Genomic DNA, 13818 nt, shown 5'->3' with positions numbered 1-13818 from the left:
AAATGACCGCCACGAGCGGTTTTTATTGTCTGGAGAAAAGTATGGGCTGGTACAAGATGGGCACGGTTTCCGTTTCCCAAGGCTCCAATGCGGTGATTGGCACGGGGACATCCTTCATTGCGAACTCGCGCGTCGGCGATGCACTCCGTGGTCCTGACGGTGAGTGGTACGAAGTCACCAACATTGCCAGCGACACGGCGTTATCGATCTCTCCGAATTACCAAGGAGTAACGGTTGTTGCCGGCGGCTATTCTCTGGCGCCTATGCAGGGTTACGTCAAGGATTCGGCAGATCAGCTGCGCGCAGCGACCAAAGTATTCTCTACCGCTGCTACTGACATGTCTGCCCAGATCGCTCAGGCCAAGGCCTCTTCGGATGCAGCGAAGGTTAGCGAAACGAATAGTGAGGCATCCGAAGCAAATGCTTCTGCTTCGCGTGATATAGCCAAAAAGTGGGCTGAGGCGGACGATGGGGTTCAGGTAGAGCCGGGTATGTATTCCTCTAAGGCTTGGGCTAATACCTCGTTGTACTACGCCGACCAGTCAAAGATATCTGAGACCAGTGCTAAGGCATCAGCGGATGCAGCGGCTGCTTCAGCTTCTGTGCCGCTATCTACTCCTCTCACCAGTCTGAACACTAATAGCTCAACCGTTATCACGGCATCCGATAACATTCTTTCTGGTTTTGGGAAGCTGCAAGGTCAAAACAAATTAGGTGGGCTGGGTATTCTTCCCGCTGGATCTCCTTGGGTTTCGGACGTTAACGCGCTAACCGCATCCCGAACATTTACTTACGGTGCCGGTACTACGTCGAATCTTCCCCCTGGTGCTGACTATGGTGAGGGATTATTACTCTATGGTAATTCGGCAAGTGAAGGATCAATGTTGTTGTTGAATCATGATACAGATAGAGCATTCATTAAGAGAAAGAGGGCTGGAAATTGGAAGGCCGGAGTCGAATTAGCGATATACCCTCCCGGTACAACTGTTCTGTCTATAGAGAATGGTGGCACGGGCAGCTCTAGTGGCGTCGCTACGATGTCAGGGGCTACTGCTAGTAATGCGGGCGCAAAGGGACTTATTCCTGCCCCTGCCGCTGGTGATCAGGCGAAATTTTTGGCGGGGGACGGAACATACAAGTCACCACCTTCTATTACATGGGGAGGAATTGTCGGCGCTCTTTCATCTCAGGTGGATTTGAAGGCCGCCCTTGATGCGAAGATGAGCATTGCCGACGCAATCTTCACCAAACAGTACCCGGCAAATAATGGTGCGCTTTTTTGGGTGTCATCCCCTGGGGCTTCAGGCCTATTGACCATTACACACGGACTGGCTGCGACGCCTAAGTTAAAGGTCATGTACGCAAAGTGTGTAACCGCTGATGGCGGCTTTTCGGTAGGGGATGTTATAGAAGTCGCATGCCCTTCAGGTGATTATGTTGGCTCGACGCCTGGCTATGGGTTTTGTTATTACAGCCCAGATGCCACAAATATGTTCATTAGGTTTCCAAGTTCTGGATTTTGGAACGGCCTGATCAAAACGAGCGGCGGTCACGTCAGTTACACCATTGCAAACTGGCAGTATGCCTTTCGAGCTTGGAGTTAAGCGCATGTCACAATTCTTCTACGTGGATAAAGACGGGAATTATCTTGGAAGCTGGGTTGATGCTGAGGATCCGCCCGAGCCTGGTCTTATAAGTGTGCCTGCGCCTGACTCGGCGGATCAGATATGGCAGTTCCCAGGTTGGTCCAGCAGCGATCTGTTAGACCGGATGGAAGAGGATCAGTGGCGCGCCTCGGAAATGCCCAAGGCACAGATGAACATTACCTCTATCGAATATGGGGCCGACGACATCCCAGGTACCGCGGCGCAGTGGAAGGCCTACTGGCTTGGCCTTCGCAAGTGGACCGAGGAAAACCCTGATTTCCCCGACAGTAGCAAACGACCGGTTCCGCCCAACTGACCCATAGCTAAATACCAACAACCGCCTTGAGCGGTTTTTTTTCGCCTGGAGAAAAGTATGCCGACCGCAGAAACTCGAGGGGTGCGTAATCGCAACCCCGGCAACATCGACTACAACCCGGCCAACCAATGGCAAGGCCAGCTCAAGCCAGACCCCGCCATCGAGAAGCGCTTCGCCCGCTTCGACACTGCCGAGAATGGTATCCGAGCGCTGGGTAAGCTGCTGCTGACCTACCAGCGTAAGCATGGGCTTAAGACGGTGAAGGCCATTATCAGCCGCTGGGCACCATCGGTAGAGAACGACACCGCCGCCTATGTGCGCGCCGTCGAGACCAATACCGGCACCCGGCTGGGAGCTGAGATTGATCTGGCCAAGCCTGCAGTGATGTCTGGATTTGTGAAGGCGATCATCCATCACGAAAACGCGGGGTATGCCTACCCTGACGCTGTGCTGGCGGAAGGCGTGCGGCGGGCACTGGCATGACGCCCGGGCAGATCCTGGCCGCGATCCTGCTGTCCATGGCCGTCAGCGCCGGCGGCACCTGGCAGGTGCAGGACTGGCGCACGGGCAAGAAGCTCGCCGAGCAGGCGGGCCAGTTCCAGGCCGACATGGGGCTGGTCAGCGCTGCCGCCGCCAAGCAAGCACGCGATGCCACCGATAAGCGCCTGACCCTTGAGCAGCAGCTCGCCGGTCAGGACCAACAACACACCCGAGAACTGTCCGATGCCCAACGCAACCAGGCTCTACTGCGCGATCGTCTTGCCACTGCTGATCTGCGGCTGTCAGTCCTTCTCGACGCCACGGATTCAGCCGGTGGCTGCGACGTGCCTGCCGCCCCCGGCGCCGTCGGCGTGGTTCATGCAGCCCGTCGAGCCCAACTTGACCCGGCGCATGCTCAACGAATTATCGCCATCACCGATGAGGGCGATAACGGATTGATCGCTCTACGCGCCTGTCAGGGATATGTCACAGAAATACTTAAGAGAAAATATTAAAATTTACAGGAGAAGTGCTCCAGGTATTGGGGGTGAACTTTGTCTCCAAACTTTTTTGTTAAATCTTGAGCTGAGTAGGAGTAGTAGGTTCTTATTTCCCCTAAGCGGTCCAGACGTATATCTCCATCATCGTTAAAAAAGTAGGCGTCTTCACCATCTTTTCTAAAGCCGTTTACTATGTGGTGGATAACTTGGGCGTTTGTATATATTGGTGAGGTTGTTAGCCACTCGGACTCAAAATCACCATCGGCGAACGGTACTCTGTCAGATATTTTCCTATGAAGATATCGCTCAAAGTCTTTTAGTTCTGCTTTTCCAATTCCAAGCTGCCCTAGGTTATAGCTAACAAATGGCACATAATACGGATTCGAAGTTCGTCCGGCTCTGATCCTGTTTAGAGGATTTTGGCTTGTTGTAAGGCCAACCTTGCAGGTATTGAAGTCCTTTAGGTCTATCGCAATGTAGATGTGAGCGAAGGGTATAAATGGGTCATTCGGATGCATAGAAAATCCTTTTTTGGTAGATAGGTTGAAGTTCGTAATGTCTAGGTAGTAAAAGTTAAAAAGGTTTTTTACTGTCTAAGGGTTGACTTACTCGTGCTTGAAGTAGAAAAGGCCGGATAATCTTGGCAGCCAAAAGTAAAATTATAACTATTCTCGCCCCCTCGACCAACAATTGACAGTGCTGAGGGTATAGCAGTCTCACGTAAGGGGTCAGTTGCTTACCGACTTGATTAGATCCGGGTCGTTGTTTCGCACATTCCCCACGACTGTGTCGACCCTGAACCATTCGAAGGTATCGGCTGGATCTCCCTGGTGCAGCACCATCTGTTCGGCGCGCTCCTTTGATGTGGCTGGGTCCAACCATTCTCGGGCCAGGTCCGGCGTCAGTACTACGGGGCGCCGATCGTGAATGTCCACCATGCCGCCGGCGCTGTCGGCGGTGATGATCACGAAGCCATCGTGCTCGCCTGGGCCTTCATCGGAATCAGGCAGTTGGCCTATGGCCGCACAGAGCACGGGCGCACCATCCTTCCGGCGTATTAGATAGGGCTGCTTTTTGGGGCCGCCTTCGTCCACCCACTCGAACCAGTTGTTTATGGGCGTGATCGCCCGGTGTGGCCAGATTGCACGAAAGAATGGGCCGTGGGCCACGTTCTCTACGCGCGCATTGATGGGCGGTGCCCGGTCCTTGGCCCAGTGTGGCCGCCATCCCCACCGAACCATGTCGGCGTGCAGCAACTCGCCCTGGAGGTGGAGCAGGGCGACCTGAGTGGATGGGGCCACGTTGTAGCGCTCGAGCGGCAATTCACCCGCGGAGTTCGCCAGGGCATTGTTCATGCCCAGCGTTGCCACGTACTCACGAATATCGCTGTACTGCGAAATTCTCCCGCACATACACACCTCTCCATCTGTCGAAATCCCCTACAGAAAAATTGACCGCAAGCCGACTGCAAAGTTAACTGTACATTCGTACAGTGCATGTAAAAGGCAGCATCATGAGCTTTACCATTTTAGGCCCTATATCCGAAGGCGGCACGAAGCTGCCTTTCTGCTCGTTTCGGGTGCCTGCGGGGTTTCCATCGCCGGCAGCCGATCACATCGAGCAGCACATCTCATTGGATGAGGTCTTAAACATTAGGGCGCCGCACGTCTACCTGATCGCCATCACCGGCGAGAGCATGCAGGGGGCCGGTATTTTCGAGGGCGACCTTGCGGTTGTAGATCGGTCGATTGAGCCAGCGCACGGGCATATCGTGGTGGCTCTGCTGAACAACGACCCTGTCTGCAAGCGGCTGTGCAAGCGTGGGAAAGAGGTCATCCTGTTGTCGGAAAACCCGAAATACCCGGCGCGGTATGTTCTGGAAGGCGACGAGCTTTCTATCTGGGGCGTGATCACCAGCACCGTGCGCAGCCATGTCTAAGCCGCCTGTGTTCGCGCTCATCGACTGCAATAGCTTTTATGCCAGCTGCGAGCGTGTGTTTCGCCCGGACCTGGCCAAGGTTCCTATCGTCGTCCTTTCGAATAACGACGGCTGTGTGATTGCGCGTAGCTACGACGCCAAGCCCTTTATCAAAATGGGCGAGCCGTATTTCCAGATCAAGCACAAGCTTAAGCAGCACGGCATCGTCGCCTTCTCCTCGAACTATGCCTTGTACGGGGACATGAGCGAGCGGGTTATGACACTGATTGAGAGCATGGTGCCCGCAGTCGAGATCTACAGCATTGATGAGGCGTTTGCTGACTTGAGTGGTATCGACGGCCTGGACGCTCTGGGCCGACAGATCCGCGCCCAGGTGCTGCGTGGCACCGGCATTCCAGTTGGTGTGGGCATTGCGACCACAAAGACCCTGGCCAAGTTGGCCAACCACACAGCGAAGCGCCTACAAGCCCAGACCGGCGGGGTGGTAAACATTACCGACCCGGCCAAACGTGACTGGGTGCTGCGCAACACGGACGTAGCCGAGGTGTGGGGCGTAGGTCGGAAAATGAAACTCCACCTCGACGCGCTGGGCATCAAGTCCGCTATGGACCTGGCCAATGCTGACCCGTGGACGCTGCGCAAGAAGTTCAGCGTTGTGATCGAGAAGACCGCTCGGGAGCTGGCCGGCACTTCTTGCCTGGAATTGGATGAGCCCGACCCGCCAAAGCAGGAAATCTGCTGTAGCCGGATGTTCGGCAAGCGACTGACCGAGTTGCCGCCAATCAAGGAGGCGTTGGCCACCTACATGATGCGGGCTTCGGAAAAGCTTCGCGCCCAGGGTTCGCTGTGCAAGAAGGTCCGTGTCTGCATCCGTACAGGCATGTTCAATCCGGAGGAGGCTAAGTACGCAAACGGGGTGGTGGTCGATCTGCCGTATCCCACCGACGACGTACGCCTGCTGACAAAGGCTGCTGTTGATGCGGTCGACCACATCTACCGGCCGGGCTTCAGATACAGCAAGGCCGAGGTGATGCTGCTCAACCTGTGCCAGCCCGGCGAATACACCGACGATCTTTTCGCGGTGTCGCAGCCAGCGGAAGCTACCAGGGTGATGACGGTGCTGGACCAGATCAATGGGCGGTGGGGAAGGGGAACGCTGCGCTCGGCTAGCGTGCCGACGAACCCTGACTGGGGAATGCGCAGGGAAATGATGAGCCAGAGCTACACGACGAGACTGGATCAGCTCTGGTCGGTGGCTTGCAAGTAGGGGCGGTTGTTCGGTCGGCAGGACGCCGGGTCGGACCTCTTCTACGCTTCGTGATAGGAGGCTGACATCTGGGCAGCCTAGTAGAAATGGATTGAGGCTACCCATGCTCTTCGTAGTGGCGTTCGTGGTCCTAGCATTAGGTGTGGTTATTTACCTGTACCGAGATGCCCCACCTTCCAGACGCTGGTGGGGGATATTCGTCAGACCCTATATTCCACAATCATGGCAAAAGTGGTTCAAGGGGCTGCTTGGTCTTGGATTCCTGGCTATGGGAACTTTGATCATCATTGTTGAGGTGATTAGGCATCTGGGGGGGAGTGCGTAGGACGCCTTTAATTTGGTCGGCAGGACGCCGGGGAGGGGGTTATGCATATTCGGCATGGGCTGAAATAACCCCGTTGGGACCAGTCTTGGAACCAACGGGTGCATTTCGGTGGGTTATCCGTGATTGCTCATGATTACTTGGCCCAGCAAACACTGATCACCAGTAAGCACCAGAATGCATTTTATACTGCATGGTGATGTTAGCTGTGGAGATCAATTACTTTACCTATCAATGGGTTGCGAGCGTGGCGGCAGGAGCCTTCAGGCATGCGTCAACAGCGACATCAAGGCGCGAAACCCGGTCGCTGAGCAGAAAATTTTGGATGTGTGTTGGAATTTGGCGCGCATTGTCGCATATGTCAGGCGACAGTTGTATGGCACTCGGGGTTTTCATCCACGGGTAATTGGACTACTTTCCGATTCCCGCTGTACTGACGACCTGGAGATGCAATGGACATGCCCTCAGCCGAACAGGCAATCACCAGCAACAAAGACGCCTGGGACGCCTCCGCCACGCTGCACAAAGACACGGCTACCTGGAAAGCGCTGCTGGAATCGGTTGCTGATCCAGACTTTTCGTGTCTCGATACGACCATCACCGCGCTGCTGCAAGAGGTGGGGGTCGCCGGCAAGGACGTGGTGCAACTGTGCTGCAACAACGGTCGTGAAAGCCTGTCGTTATTCGGTTTGGGCGCCCGTTCCGTGGTGGGTGTCGATCAATCCAAGGCTTTTCTCCAGCAGGCGCGGGAACTGGCCGATGTCTCGCCACACAGCCCTGAGTTCATTGAAACCGATATCCATCATCTGCCTGAACGCTTGTTCGGTCGGTTTGATGTCGCCCTGGTAACGATTGGCGTGCTGAACTGGATGCCGGATGTGGCGCTGTTTATGCGCCATGTGGCCAGTACGCTAAAGCCCGGTGGCACATTGGTGATCTACGAAACTCATCCCTTCCTGGAGGTGTTCGACCCGCGGGCCGCTAATCCGCTGTTGCCCGTCAGTTCGTATTTCCAACGTGATCCCTTTGTACTGCAGGAGTCGATTGTCTACGAAGGGCAGGGAGGCGTGGCCGGGCCAACGTCCTATTGGTACGTGCATACCCTGGGCAGCGTGGTCAGCGGGGCGGTTGCGGCCCAATTGCAGATCGATCATTTGCAGGAATACCCGCATTCCAACCGTGAGGAGCTTTACGACCAGTACGAGAACCAACCGGCACAATTGCCCCTGTGTTTCACCTTGACCGCCACCAAGCGTTCGGCTTGAGTTGCTTTGTTGCGCGCAAAAAAAAGCCCGCGAGAAGAGGCGGGCTAAGTGATTCACTGGAGTAGGTAGGCCTCACCGTATAGGTCGCAAAGTGAAGGCTGTGTGAAAACGGTGTCGCAAGTTCGGATGGCGGCGGATCAGCCTTTACGCACAAACGTGCGCATGGTTTGCCCCGGGCCGGTGCTGAAGATGCTCGGCCTGGGCATGCCTTCATCCGCAGCGATAAACACAAAGTCATCCCCGTCGAGGCGATAGCTGGCGGGCAACGACTTGCCGGCGTCATCGCCGATGGAATCTACCCAGGTAATGCTTTTGGGCGTGGTGCTGCTGTCGAGGAGAAACCGGCCAGCCAGCAATACATCGCCACTGACTGTTGTCACTTCGAACTGATCCCCTGTAATGGTGGTAATCGCACCTGGGGCGCTGTGCGCATCAACAGGGTTGAGTACGCCACTGTCTTCCAGGGCTGTCTGTTCCCAGGCGCCCTGAAGCGATTGATAGTCCGGATCTGAAATAGAGGGCATGCAAATTCCTTATTGCTGGAGTCACGTCGTGAGGTTGAGAGTGTGCAACAAACCTGGCGGCGAGGACATCTTCGGCGCCAGCCCCAGCACACTTTGTCGACAGCTTTTCACAAATCTTAGTTAACCTTTGGTTACAAACTGTGGCTAAATAACGGCCAATAGCCCTGAACCGAATTGCTACCTGCCGGTCCAGGCGCCAATGTGTAATCGTGATTTCAGGTGCTGCTTATCTACCCTCGGCCGTTGTGGGCACGCAGGGGCAGCCTGTTCTCTACTGACATGTGACGAAGCCTTTGAAACTCATCATTGTTGTTCTCTACGTTGCCTCCATTGCGTATGTTCACCTGCGTGGTCGGGTGCGACACAAGCTGGGCCGCCAGCTTAGCGATCACTCGACGTTCCTGGCGCCGATCAACTGCTTCCTCTACTTGTTTTCCAAGCAACCAAGCCGCCCCTACTTGTCGCCCAGCGATTTTCCGGAGCTGAGCCCGTTGCAGGAGCATTGGGAGGAGATCCGCGAAGAGGGCCTGAACCTTATGCGGGCAGGGGAGATCAAGCGTTCGGACCAGTACAACGACGTGGGTTTCAACTCGTTCTTCAAGTCGGGCTGGAAGCGTTTCTACCTCAAGTGGTACGGCGACAGCCACCCCTCGGCGATGAAGCTGTGCCCGCGTACCACTGAGCTGTTGCAGAGTATTGGCTCGGTCAAGGCCGCGATGTTCGCCGAGTTGCCACCAGGCTCCAAGTTGGTTCGTCACCGCGACCCGTACGCCGGCTCCTACCGCTATCACCTGGGCCTGGATACCCCCAACGATCCTGGCTGCTACATCAATGTGGATGGCGAGAGCTATTACTGGCGCGATGGCGAGCCGGTGATGTTTGACGAGACCTACATTCACTACGCGGAAAACACTACGCAACAGAACCGGATCATTCTGTTTTGCGATATTGAACGGCCAATGAAGTACCGCTGGGCGGCGGCATTCAACCGCTGGTTCAGCCGCAATGTGATGGCCGCTGCGGGCTCACCCAATGATGATGGCGACAAGACCGGCGGCTTGAATCGCGCGTTTACGCGCCTGTACAAAATTCGCCTGCGCGGCAAAGAGCTGAAAAAGCGCAACCGTGCGCGCTACTACTTGGAAAAGTGGGCGATTTTTGCGGGATTGGCCCTGATCTTTATCCTGATCTGAAGCACGTCTGGGGCGCGGATCACGTCGATGAGGTCGCGCCCCGACAGATTGTGTTACACCTGATGAGAAAGTATTTAGTTACGAAAGCCGAACCCTGGGCGTAGCGTGTTATCGAAAGCACGTACTACTCGCCCCAGAGAGGCTTTGTCATGAACCGCTGTGTACGTCACCTAGCAGTGCTGGCGCTGAGCTTGGCACTCACGCCATTTGCCCATGCGCAAAATCTTCCCGGCAGCAACGATGCCAACAACAGCCCAATTCATCGGGCCAATCCCAACAGCATGCAGGGCACTCAGCCCAATGTGCCAGCCCCTCGCGGCATCCAGACCGGGCCGACCAGCCCCGCACCGACCGTGGAAAACGGCGGCATCGGCAATCGCTATCCCATACGTGATGCCGCACCTAGCCGTCCCACAACCGAAACTAAAGCCCCCACCTATGATGCCAACGGCAATCGCCGGTAAGGACTACGTCTTATGTTTCTACGCAAAACTCTTTTAGCTGCCATTTGCGCGTCGACGATACTTCCATTGACTGCCGCTTACGCCGCCGACGCCCAGCAGTTCCCCAGCGAGCAAGGCAGCATCACCGCCACGCCAATCACCAAAGGCCTGGACCACCCATGGGCCGTGGCGTTTTTGCCGGACAAGCAGGGTTTCCTGGTCACTGAGCGTCCTGGCCACCTGCGGTTTGTCAGCCCGGACGGCAAGCTTTCGGCGCCTTTGACGGGCGTGCCTGAGGTGTGGGCCAAAGGGCAGGGCGGTTTGCTCGATGTGGTGCTGTCGCCGGACTTCAAGCAAGACCGCATGGTGTATCTGTCTTACGCCGAAGGCGGAGGCAAGGGCGGCACGGCCGGGACCGCCGTCGGGCGTGGGCGTTTGGCCGATGACTTGAGCGGCTTGAAGGATTTCAAGGTCATCCTGCGCCAGGAGCCTAAGCTGTCCACGGGCAACCACTTCGGTTCCCGCCTGGCCTTCGACCGTGATGGTTACCTGTTTGTGACCCTGGGGGAGAACAACGACCGGCCGACAGCGCAAGACTTGGACAAACTGCAAGGCAAGGTTGTGCGGATCTTCCCGGACGGCCGGGTGCCGGATGACAACCCCTTCGTCGGTCAGCAGGGCGTACGTCCCGAGATTTGGTCCTACGGTCAGCGCAACCCGCAGGGGCTGGCGCTGAACCCTTGGAGTGGCACGATCTGGGAAAACGAACATGGGCCTCGAGGGGGTGATGAAATCAACATCATCGAACGTGGCAAGAACTACGGTTGGCCACTGGCGACCCATGGCATCAATTATTCCCTGACGCCGATTCCCGAGGCCAAGGGCAAGACGGTGGACGGCACGGTGCCGCCCCATCACGTCTGGGAAAAATCACCGGCCATCAGTGGTATGGCATTTTATGACGCCGATCGTTTCAAGGCGTGGCAACACAACCTGTTTATCGGCGCGTTGACCAGCAAAGAGTTGATTCGCTTGCAGTTCGATGGCGATAAGGTGATCCATGAGGAGCGCTTGCTGGGGGACTTGAAAGCACGTATTCGCGATGTGCGGCAGGGTCCGGATGGCTACTTGTATGTGCTGACCGATGAGGATAACGGTGTGTTGTATCGCGTAGGTTTGAATCAAGACTGAAAGAGGGGCCGGCATACCGGCCCCAACCGAATTACAGGCCCAGCTCAGACAGCCCCGGATGCTCATCCGGGCGCCTGCCCAGCGGCCAACGGAACTTACGCTCGCTTTCCTTGATCGGCAGGTCATTGATGCAGGCAAAGCGGTTAGCCATCAAACCGTTCTCGTCGAACTCCCAGTTCTCATTGCCATAAGAACGGAACCAGTTGCCGGAATCGTCGTGCCATTCATAGGCGTAGCGCACGGCAATACGGTTGTCGGTGAACGCCCATAATTCCTTGATCAGCCGATAATCCAATTCCTTGGCCCATTTACGGGTGAGGAAGCCCTTGGCTTCTTCTCGGTTATGGGCGAATTCAGCGCGATTACGCCACTGGGTGTCCAGGGTGTAGGCCAGGGACACGCGTTGCGGGTCCCGGGAGTTCCAGCCGTCTTCGGCCAGGCGCACTTTTTCGATGGCTGACTGGCGGGTAAATGGCGGTAACGGCGGACGTACTTCTACGGTAGATGACATCTGGCAGCTCCTGAAAACAAGTAAGTTTTTATCGAAAGTTGCGAGGTTTTTGCGTTCAAAGTCCCAGTAATATTTGCGCCATGCATTGCGCATTATCAGCAGCTGTTGAGTCGCCCATCACCAGGGCAACAGTAATGGCGCCATCGATCAGGATCAGCAGTTGCGCGGCCTGCCGCTCGGGATCGGGGGTGCCATGTGCTTCACACAGTTCAAGTGCGTACTCGAACAGTTTCTGTTTATGGGCTTTAGCCAGTAGACGCACCGGGTTGTGCGGGTCGCCGGTTTCACCACTGGTATTGATGAAGGCGCAGCCGCGAAAATCGTCCGAACCAAACCAGGCCTTGAGGGCACTGAACAGCGCCAGCAGGCGTTCGCCACTGCCTTTGCTGCGTTCCACCTCGCCGCGCAGCCACTGCATCCAACGTTCGTCGCGGCGTTGCAGGGCGGCGATCACCAACTCGTCTTTGTTGGCGAAGTAACGGTAAATACTCTTGCGCGAGACACCGGCGGTTTTCACCAGCAAATCCATGCCCGTGGCGGCGATGCCATGGCGATAGATCAACTTCTCGGTGACGTCGAGGATAATGTCGCGGGTTTCACTGCGGGTCATGTCATTCATGAATTGCACAGTAGAACGATCGTTCTTCTTGGTCAATAAACTTTTTTCCATGCCGAGCAACGAGACCTGATCAGCCCCATGGTGTAAGCTCGGGGCCTCTTCGGATTCGACCCATTGCGAGCCTTATGCCGTCGTTCTTCAAACGCTCCCTGCTACCCAAACTGCGTAGTTTTCCGCTGTCTGCCGACGCCATCGAGGTGCTGTCCGGCGCGGCTGAGTTTCGCCGCTGTCTGCTGGAGAAAATTCCCCAGGCCACCCGGCGTATCTACATCGTTGCGCTGTACTTGCAGCAGGACGAAGCGGGGCAGGAGATCTACGACGCCTTGCACGCGGCCAAGGCAGCACGACCTGAACTGGACATCGTGGTGGTGGTCGACTGTCTGCGCGCTCAGCGCGGGCTGATCGGTGCCGGCAAGCAGCCGGGCAACAGCGCCTGGTACCAGGCCATGACCCAGTCCCACGACAGTGAAGTGCCGGTATATGGTGTGCCGGTGCAGACCCGCGAGCTGTTTGGTGTGTTGCATCTCAAGGGCTTTGTGATCGACGACAGTGTGTTGTACAGCGGCGCGAGCCTGAACAATGTGTACCTGCACAAGTTCGACAAGTACCGTTTTGACCGCTATCACCTGATCCACAGCCAGCCGCTGGCCGATTCGATGCAACACCTGATCGAGCATGGGCTTGTTGCATCCAAGGCGGTACATCGCCTCGATCTGCCGAACCCGCCCACCACTCGCAGCCTGCGCAACGATATCGGCGACTTGCGCAGCCGTTTGAAGCACGCGGCCTACGACACCACGGCAGGGCAGCTGCCCAATGGCCACCTGTCAGTCAGCCCGTTGCTCGGTGTGGGCAAGAACAACCCGCTGAACCGCGTGATTCTGGAACTGATCGCCAGCGCCCAGCATCAACTGACCATCTGTACGCCGTACTTCAACCTGCCATTGCCGGTGACCCGGGAAATCAACCGGGCTCTGGCGCGTGGAGTGAAGGTCGATATCATCGTCGGCGACAAAACCGCCAACGATTTCTACATCCCGCCCAGCGAACCGTTCAAGGTGATTTCGGCACTGCCTTACCTGTATGAAATCAGCCTGCGCCGCTTCGCCAAACGTCATCAGCCGATGATCGACAGCGGCCAGTTGAACTTGCACCTGTGGCGCGACGGCGACAACACCTATCACCTCAAGGGCATGTGGGTTGATCAGCGTTACACCTTGCTCACCGGTAACAACCTCAACCCGCGTGCGTTCCGGCTCGACCTGGAAAATGGCTTGCTGATCGATGATCCGCAGGGGCAGTGGTTGGTGCCGCGAGCGCAGGAACTGACGCAGATTTTCCAGCACACCACGCGCATTGAGGGTTACCAGCAGTTGCAGACACTGATGGATTATCCGCAAGCGGTCGGCAAGTTCCTGCGCCGTGTCAGCCGAGTGCGGATCGAGCGGTTGCTGTATCGCATTTTGTAACTATTACATTGCCCCTCTGAGGTAGCGCCTACACTGGCGCTGCCGGCTTTCGGCCCAGTCCGTGCTGCGCATTCGGACTGCTCCTACAGGTTCGAATGATCTGACCTCATAGTCTTCCGGTTGATGGTTCTTA

The 13818-nt window shown here is 56.4% G+C and carries 16 protein-coding genes; 11 read left to right on the top strand and 5 right to left on the bottom strand.

The annotated features are described in order from the left end of the window. Nucleotides 1–41 precede the first annotated feature (41 nt). Genes BFL40_RS34390 through BFL40_RS27370 form a run of 4 tightly spaced genes read left to right on the top strand, consistent with a single transcriptional unit; the run spans nt 42 to nt 2957 of the window. Nucleotides 42–1604, top strand: coding sequence for a hypothetical protein (locus BFL40_RS34390; RefSeq protein ID WP_071486866.1), 1563 nt, complete (start codon nt 42–44; stop codon nt 1602–1604). A 4-nt stretch (nt 1605–1608) separates the two neighbouring features. Continuing rightward, nucleotides 1609–1962: a hypothetical protein gene (locus BFL40_RS27380; RefSeq protein WP_071486865.1), complete on the top strand. Its 354-nt coding sequence runs from the start codon at nt 1609–1611 to the stop codon at nt 1960–1962. Between the two features lie 57 nt (nt 1963–2019). After that, on the top strand, nt 2020–2445 hold the full coding sequence (locus tag BFL40_RS27375) for a structural protein (RefSeq protein ID WP_071486864.1): 426 nt from the start codon (nt 2020–2022) through the stop codon (nt 2443–2445). Then, entirely contained in the window at nt 2442–2957 is a 516-nt protein-coding gene (locus BFL40_RS27370) for a lysis system spanin subunit (protein WP_071486863.1), read from the top strand. Before BFL40_RS27375 ends, BFL40_RS27370 begins: the two co-directional genes overlap by 4 nt. Here BFL40_RS27370 and BFL40_RS27365 read toward each other — a convergent pair. Further along, on the bottom strand, nt 2954–3460 hold the full coding sequence (locus BFL40_RS27365; protein ID WP_071486862.1) for a hypothetical protein: 507 nt from the start codon (nt 3458–3460) through the stop codon (nt 2954–2956). The genes BFL40_RS27370 and BFL40_RS27365 overlap by 4 nt on opposite strands. A gap of 210 nt (nt 3461–3670) precedes the next feature. Beyond that, on the bottom strand, nt 3671–4354 hold the full coding sequence (locus BFL40_RS27360) for an SOS response-associated peptidase (RefSeq protein ID WP_071486861.1): 684 nt from the start codon (nt 4352–4354) through the stop codon (nt 3671–3673). Between the two features lie 101 nt (nt 4355–4455). Between BFL40_RS27360 and BFL40_RS27355 the strand changes: the two genes are divergently transcribed. The 3 genes from BFL40_RS27355 (at nt 4456) to BFL40_RS27340 (ending at nt 7735) form a co-directional block, all read left to right on the top strand. Continuing rightward, entirely contained in the window at nt 4456–4881 is a 426-nt protein-coding gene (locus tag BFL40_RS27355) for a LexA family protein (RefSeq protein WP_071486860.1), read from the top strand. Then, the gene (gene umuC, locus BFL40_RS27350; protein ID WP_071486859.1) at nt 4874–6148 is read left to right on the top strand and encodes a translesion error-prone DNA polymerase V subunit UmuC; all 1275 of its coding nucleotides are present in this window, start codon (nt 4874–4876) and stop codon (nt 6146–6148) included. Before BFL40_RS27355 ends, umuC begins: the two co-directional genes overlap by 8 nt. A 774-nt stretch (nt 6149–6922) precedes the next feature. Then, the gene (locus BFL40_RS27340) at nt 6923–7735 is read left to right on the top strand and encodes a class I SAM-dependent methyltransferase (RefSeq protein ID WP_071486857.1); all 813 of its coding nucleotides are present in this window, start codon (nt 6923–6925) and stop codon (nt 7733–7735) included. 137 nt (nt 7736–7872) lie between these two features. On the opposite strand, the gene BFL40_RS27335 is transcribed toward BFL40_RS27340, so the two are convergent. Further along, nucleotides 7873–8259: a TIGR03067 domain-containing protein gene (locus tag BFL40_RS27335; RefSeq protein WP_071486856.1), complete on the bottom strand. Its 387-nt coding sequence runs from the start codon at nt 8257–8259 to the stop codon at nt 7873–7875. Nucleotides 8260–8552: 293 nt separating this feature from the next. Between BFL40_RS27335 and lpxO the strand changes: the two genes are divergently transcribed. From lpxO to BFL40_RS27320, 3 genes are all read left to right on the top strand, one after another. Then, complete coding sequence (gene lpxO / locus BFL40_RS27330) at nt 8553–9452, top strand: lipid A hydroxylase LpxO (RefSeq protein ID WP_071486855.1); 900 nt, start codon at nt 8553–8555, stop codon at nt 9450–9452. A 149-nt stretch (nt 9453–9601) separates the two neighbouring features. Further along, complete coding sequence (locus BFL40_RS27325; RefSeq protein ID WP_071486854.1) at nt 9602–9916, top strand: hypothetical protein; 315 nt, start codon at nt 9602–9604, stop codon at nt 9914–9916. 12 nt (nt 9917–9928) lie between these two features. Further along, the gene (locus BFL40_RS27320) at nt 9929–11086 is read left to right on the top strand and encodes a PQQ-dependent sugar dehydrogenase (protein WP_071486853.1); all 1158 of its coding nucleotides are present in this window, start codon (nt 9929–9931) and stop codon (nt 11084–11086) included. A 31-nt stretch (nt 11087–11117) separates the two neighbouring features. On the opposite strand, the gene BFL40_RS27315 is transcribed toward BFL40_RS27320, so the two are convergent. Both BFL40_RS27315 and BFL40_RS27310 read right to left on the bottom strand, forming a co-directional pair. Then, nucleotides 11118–11597, bottom strand: coding sequence for a nuclear transport factor 2 family protein (locus BFL40_RS27315; protein ID WP_071486852.1), 480 nt, complete (start codon nt 11595–11597; stop codon nt 11118–11120). 55 nt (nt 11598–11652) lie between these two features. Further along, on the bottom strand, nt 11653–12216 hold the full coding sequence (locus BFL40_RS27310; protein ID WP_071486922.1) for a TetR/AcrR family transcriptional regulator: 564 nt from the start codon (nt 12214–12216) through the stop codon (nt 11653–11655). Between the two features lie 125 nt (nt 12217–12341). Here BFL40_RS27310 and pssA point away from each other — a divergent pair, with 125 nt between their 5' ends. Next, on the top strand, nt 12342–13685 hold the full coding sequence (gene pssA / locus BFL40_RS27305) for a CDP-diacylglycerol--serine O-phosphatidyltransferase (RefSeq protein ID WP_071486851.1): 1344 nt from the start codon (nt 12342–12344) through the stop codon (nt 13683–13685). The last annotated feature ends 133 nt before the right edge of the window (nt 13686–13818 follow it).

The sequence above is a fragment of the Pseudomonas costantinii genome (genome assembly GCF_001870435.1).
In the GTDB taxonomy this organism is placed as follows: domain Bacteria; phylum Pseudomonadota; class Gammaproteobacteria; order Pseudomonadales; family Pseudomonadaceae; genus Aquipseudomonas; species Aquipseudomonas costantinii.
Note: the sequence above shows the minus strand (reverse complement) of the source record. Positions and strands in the feature narration are given on the sequence as shown.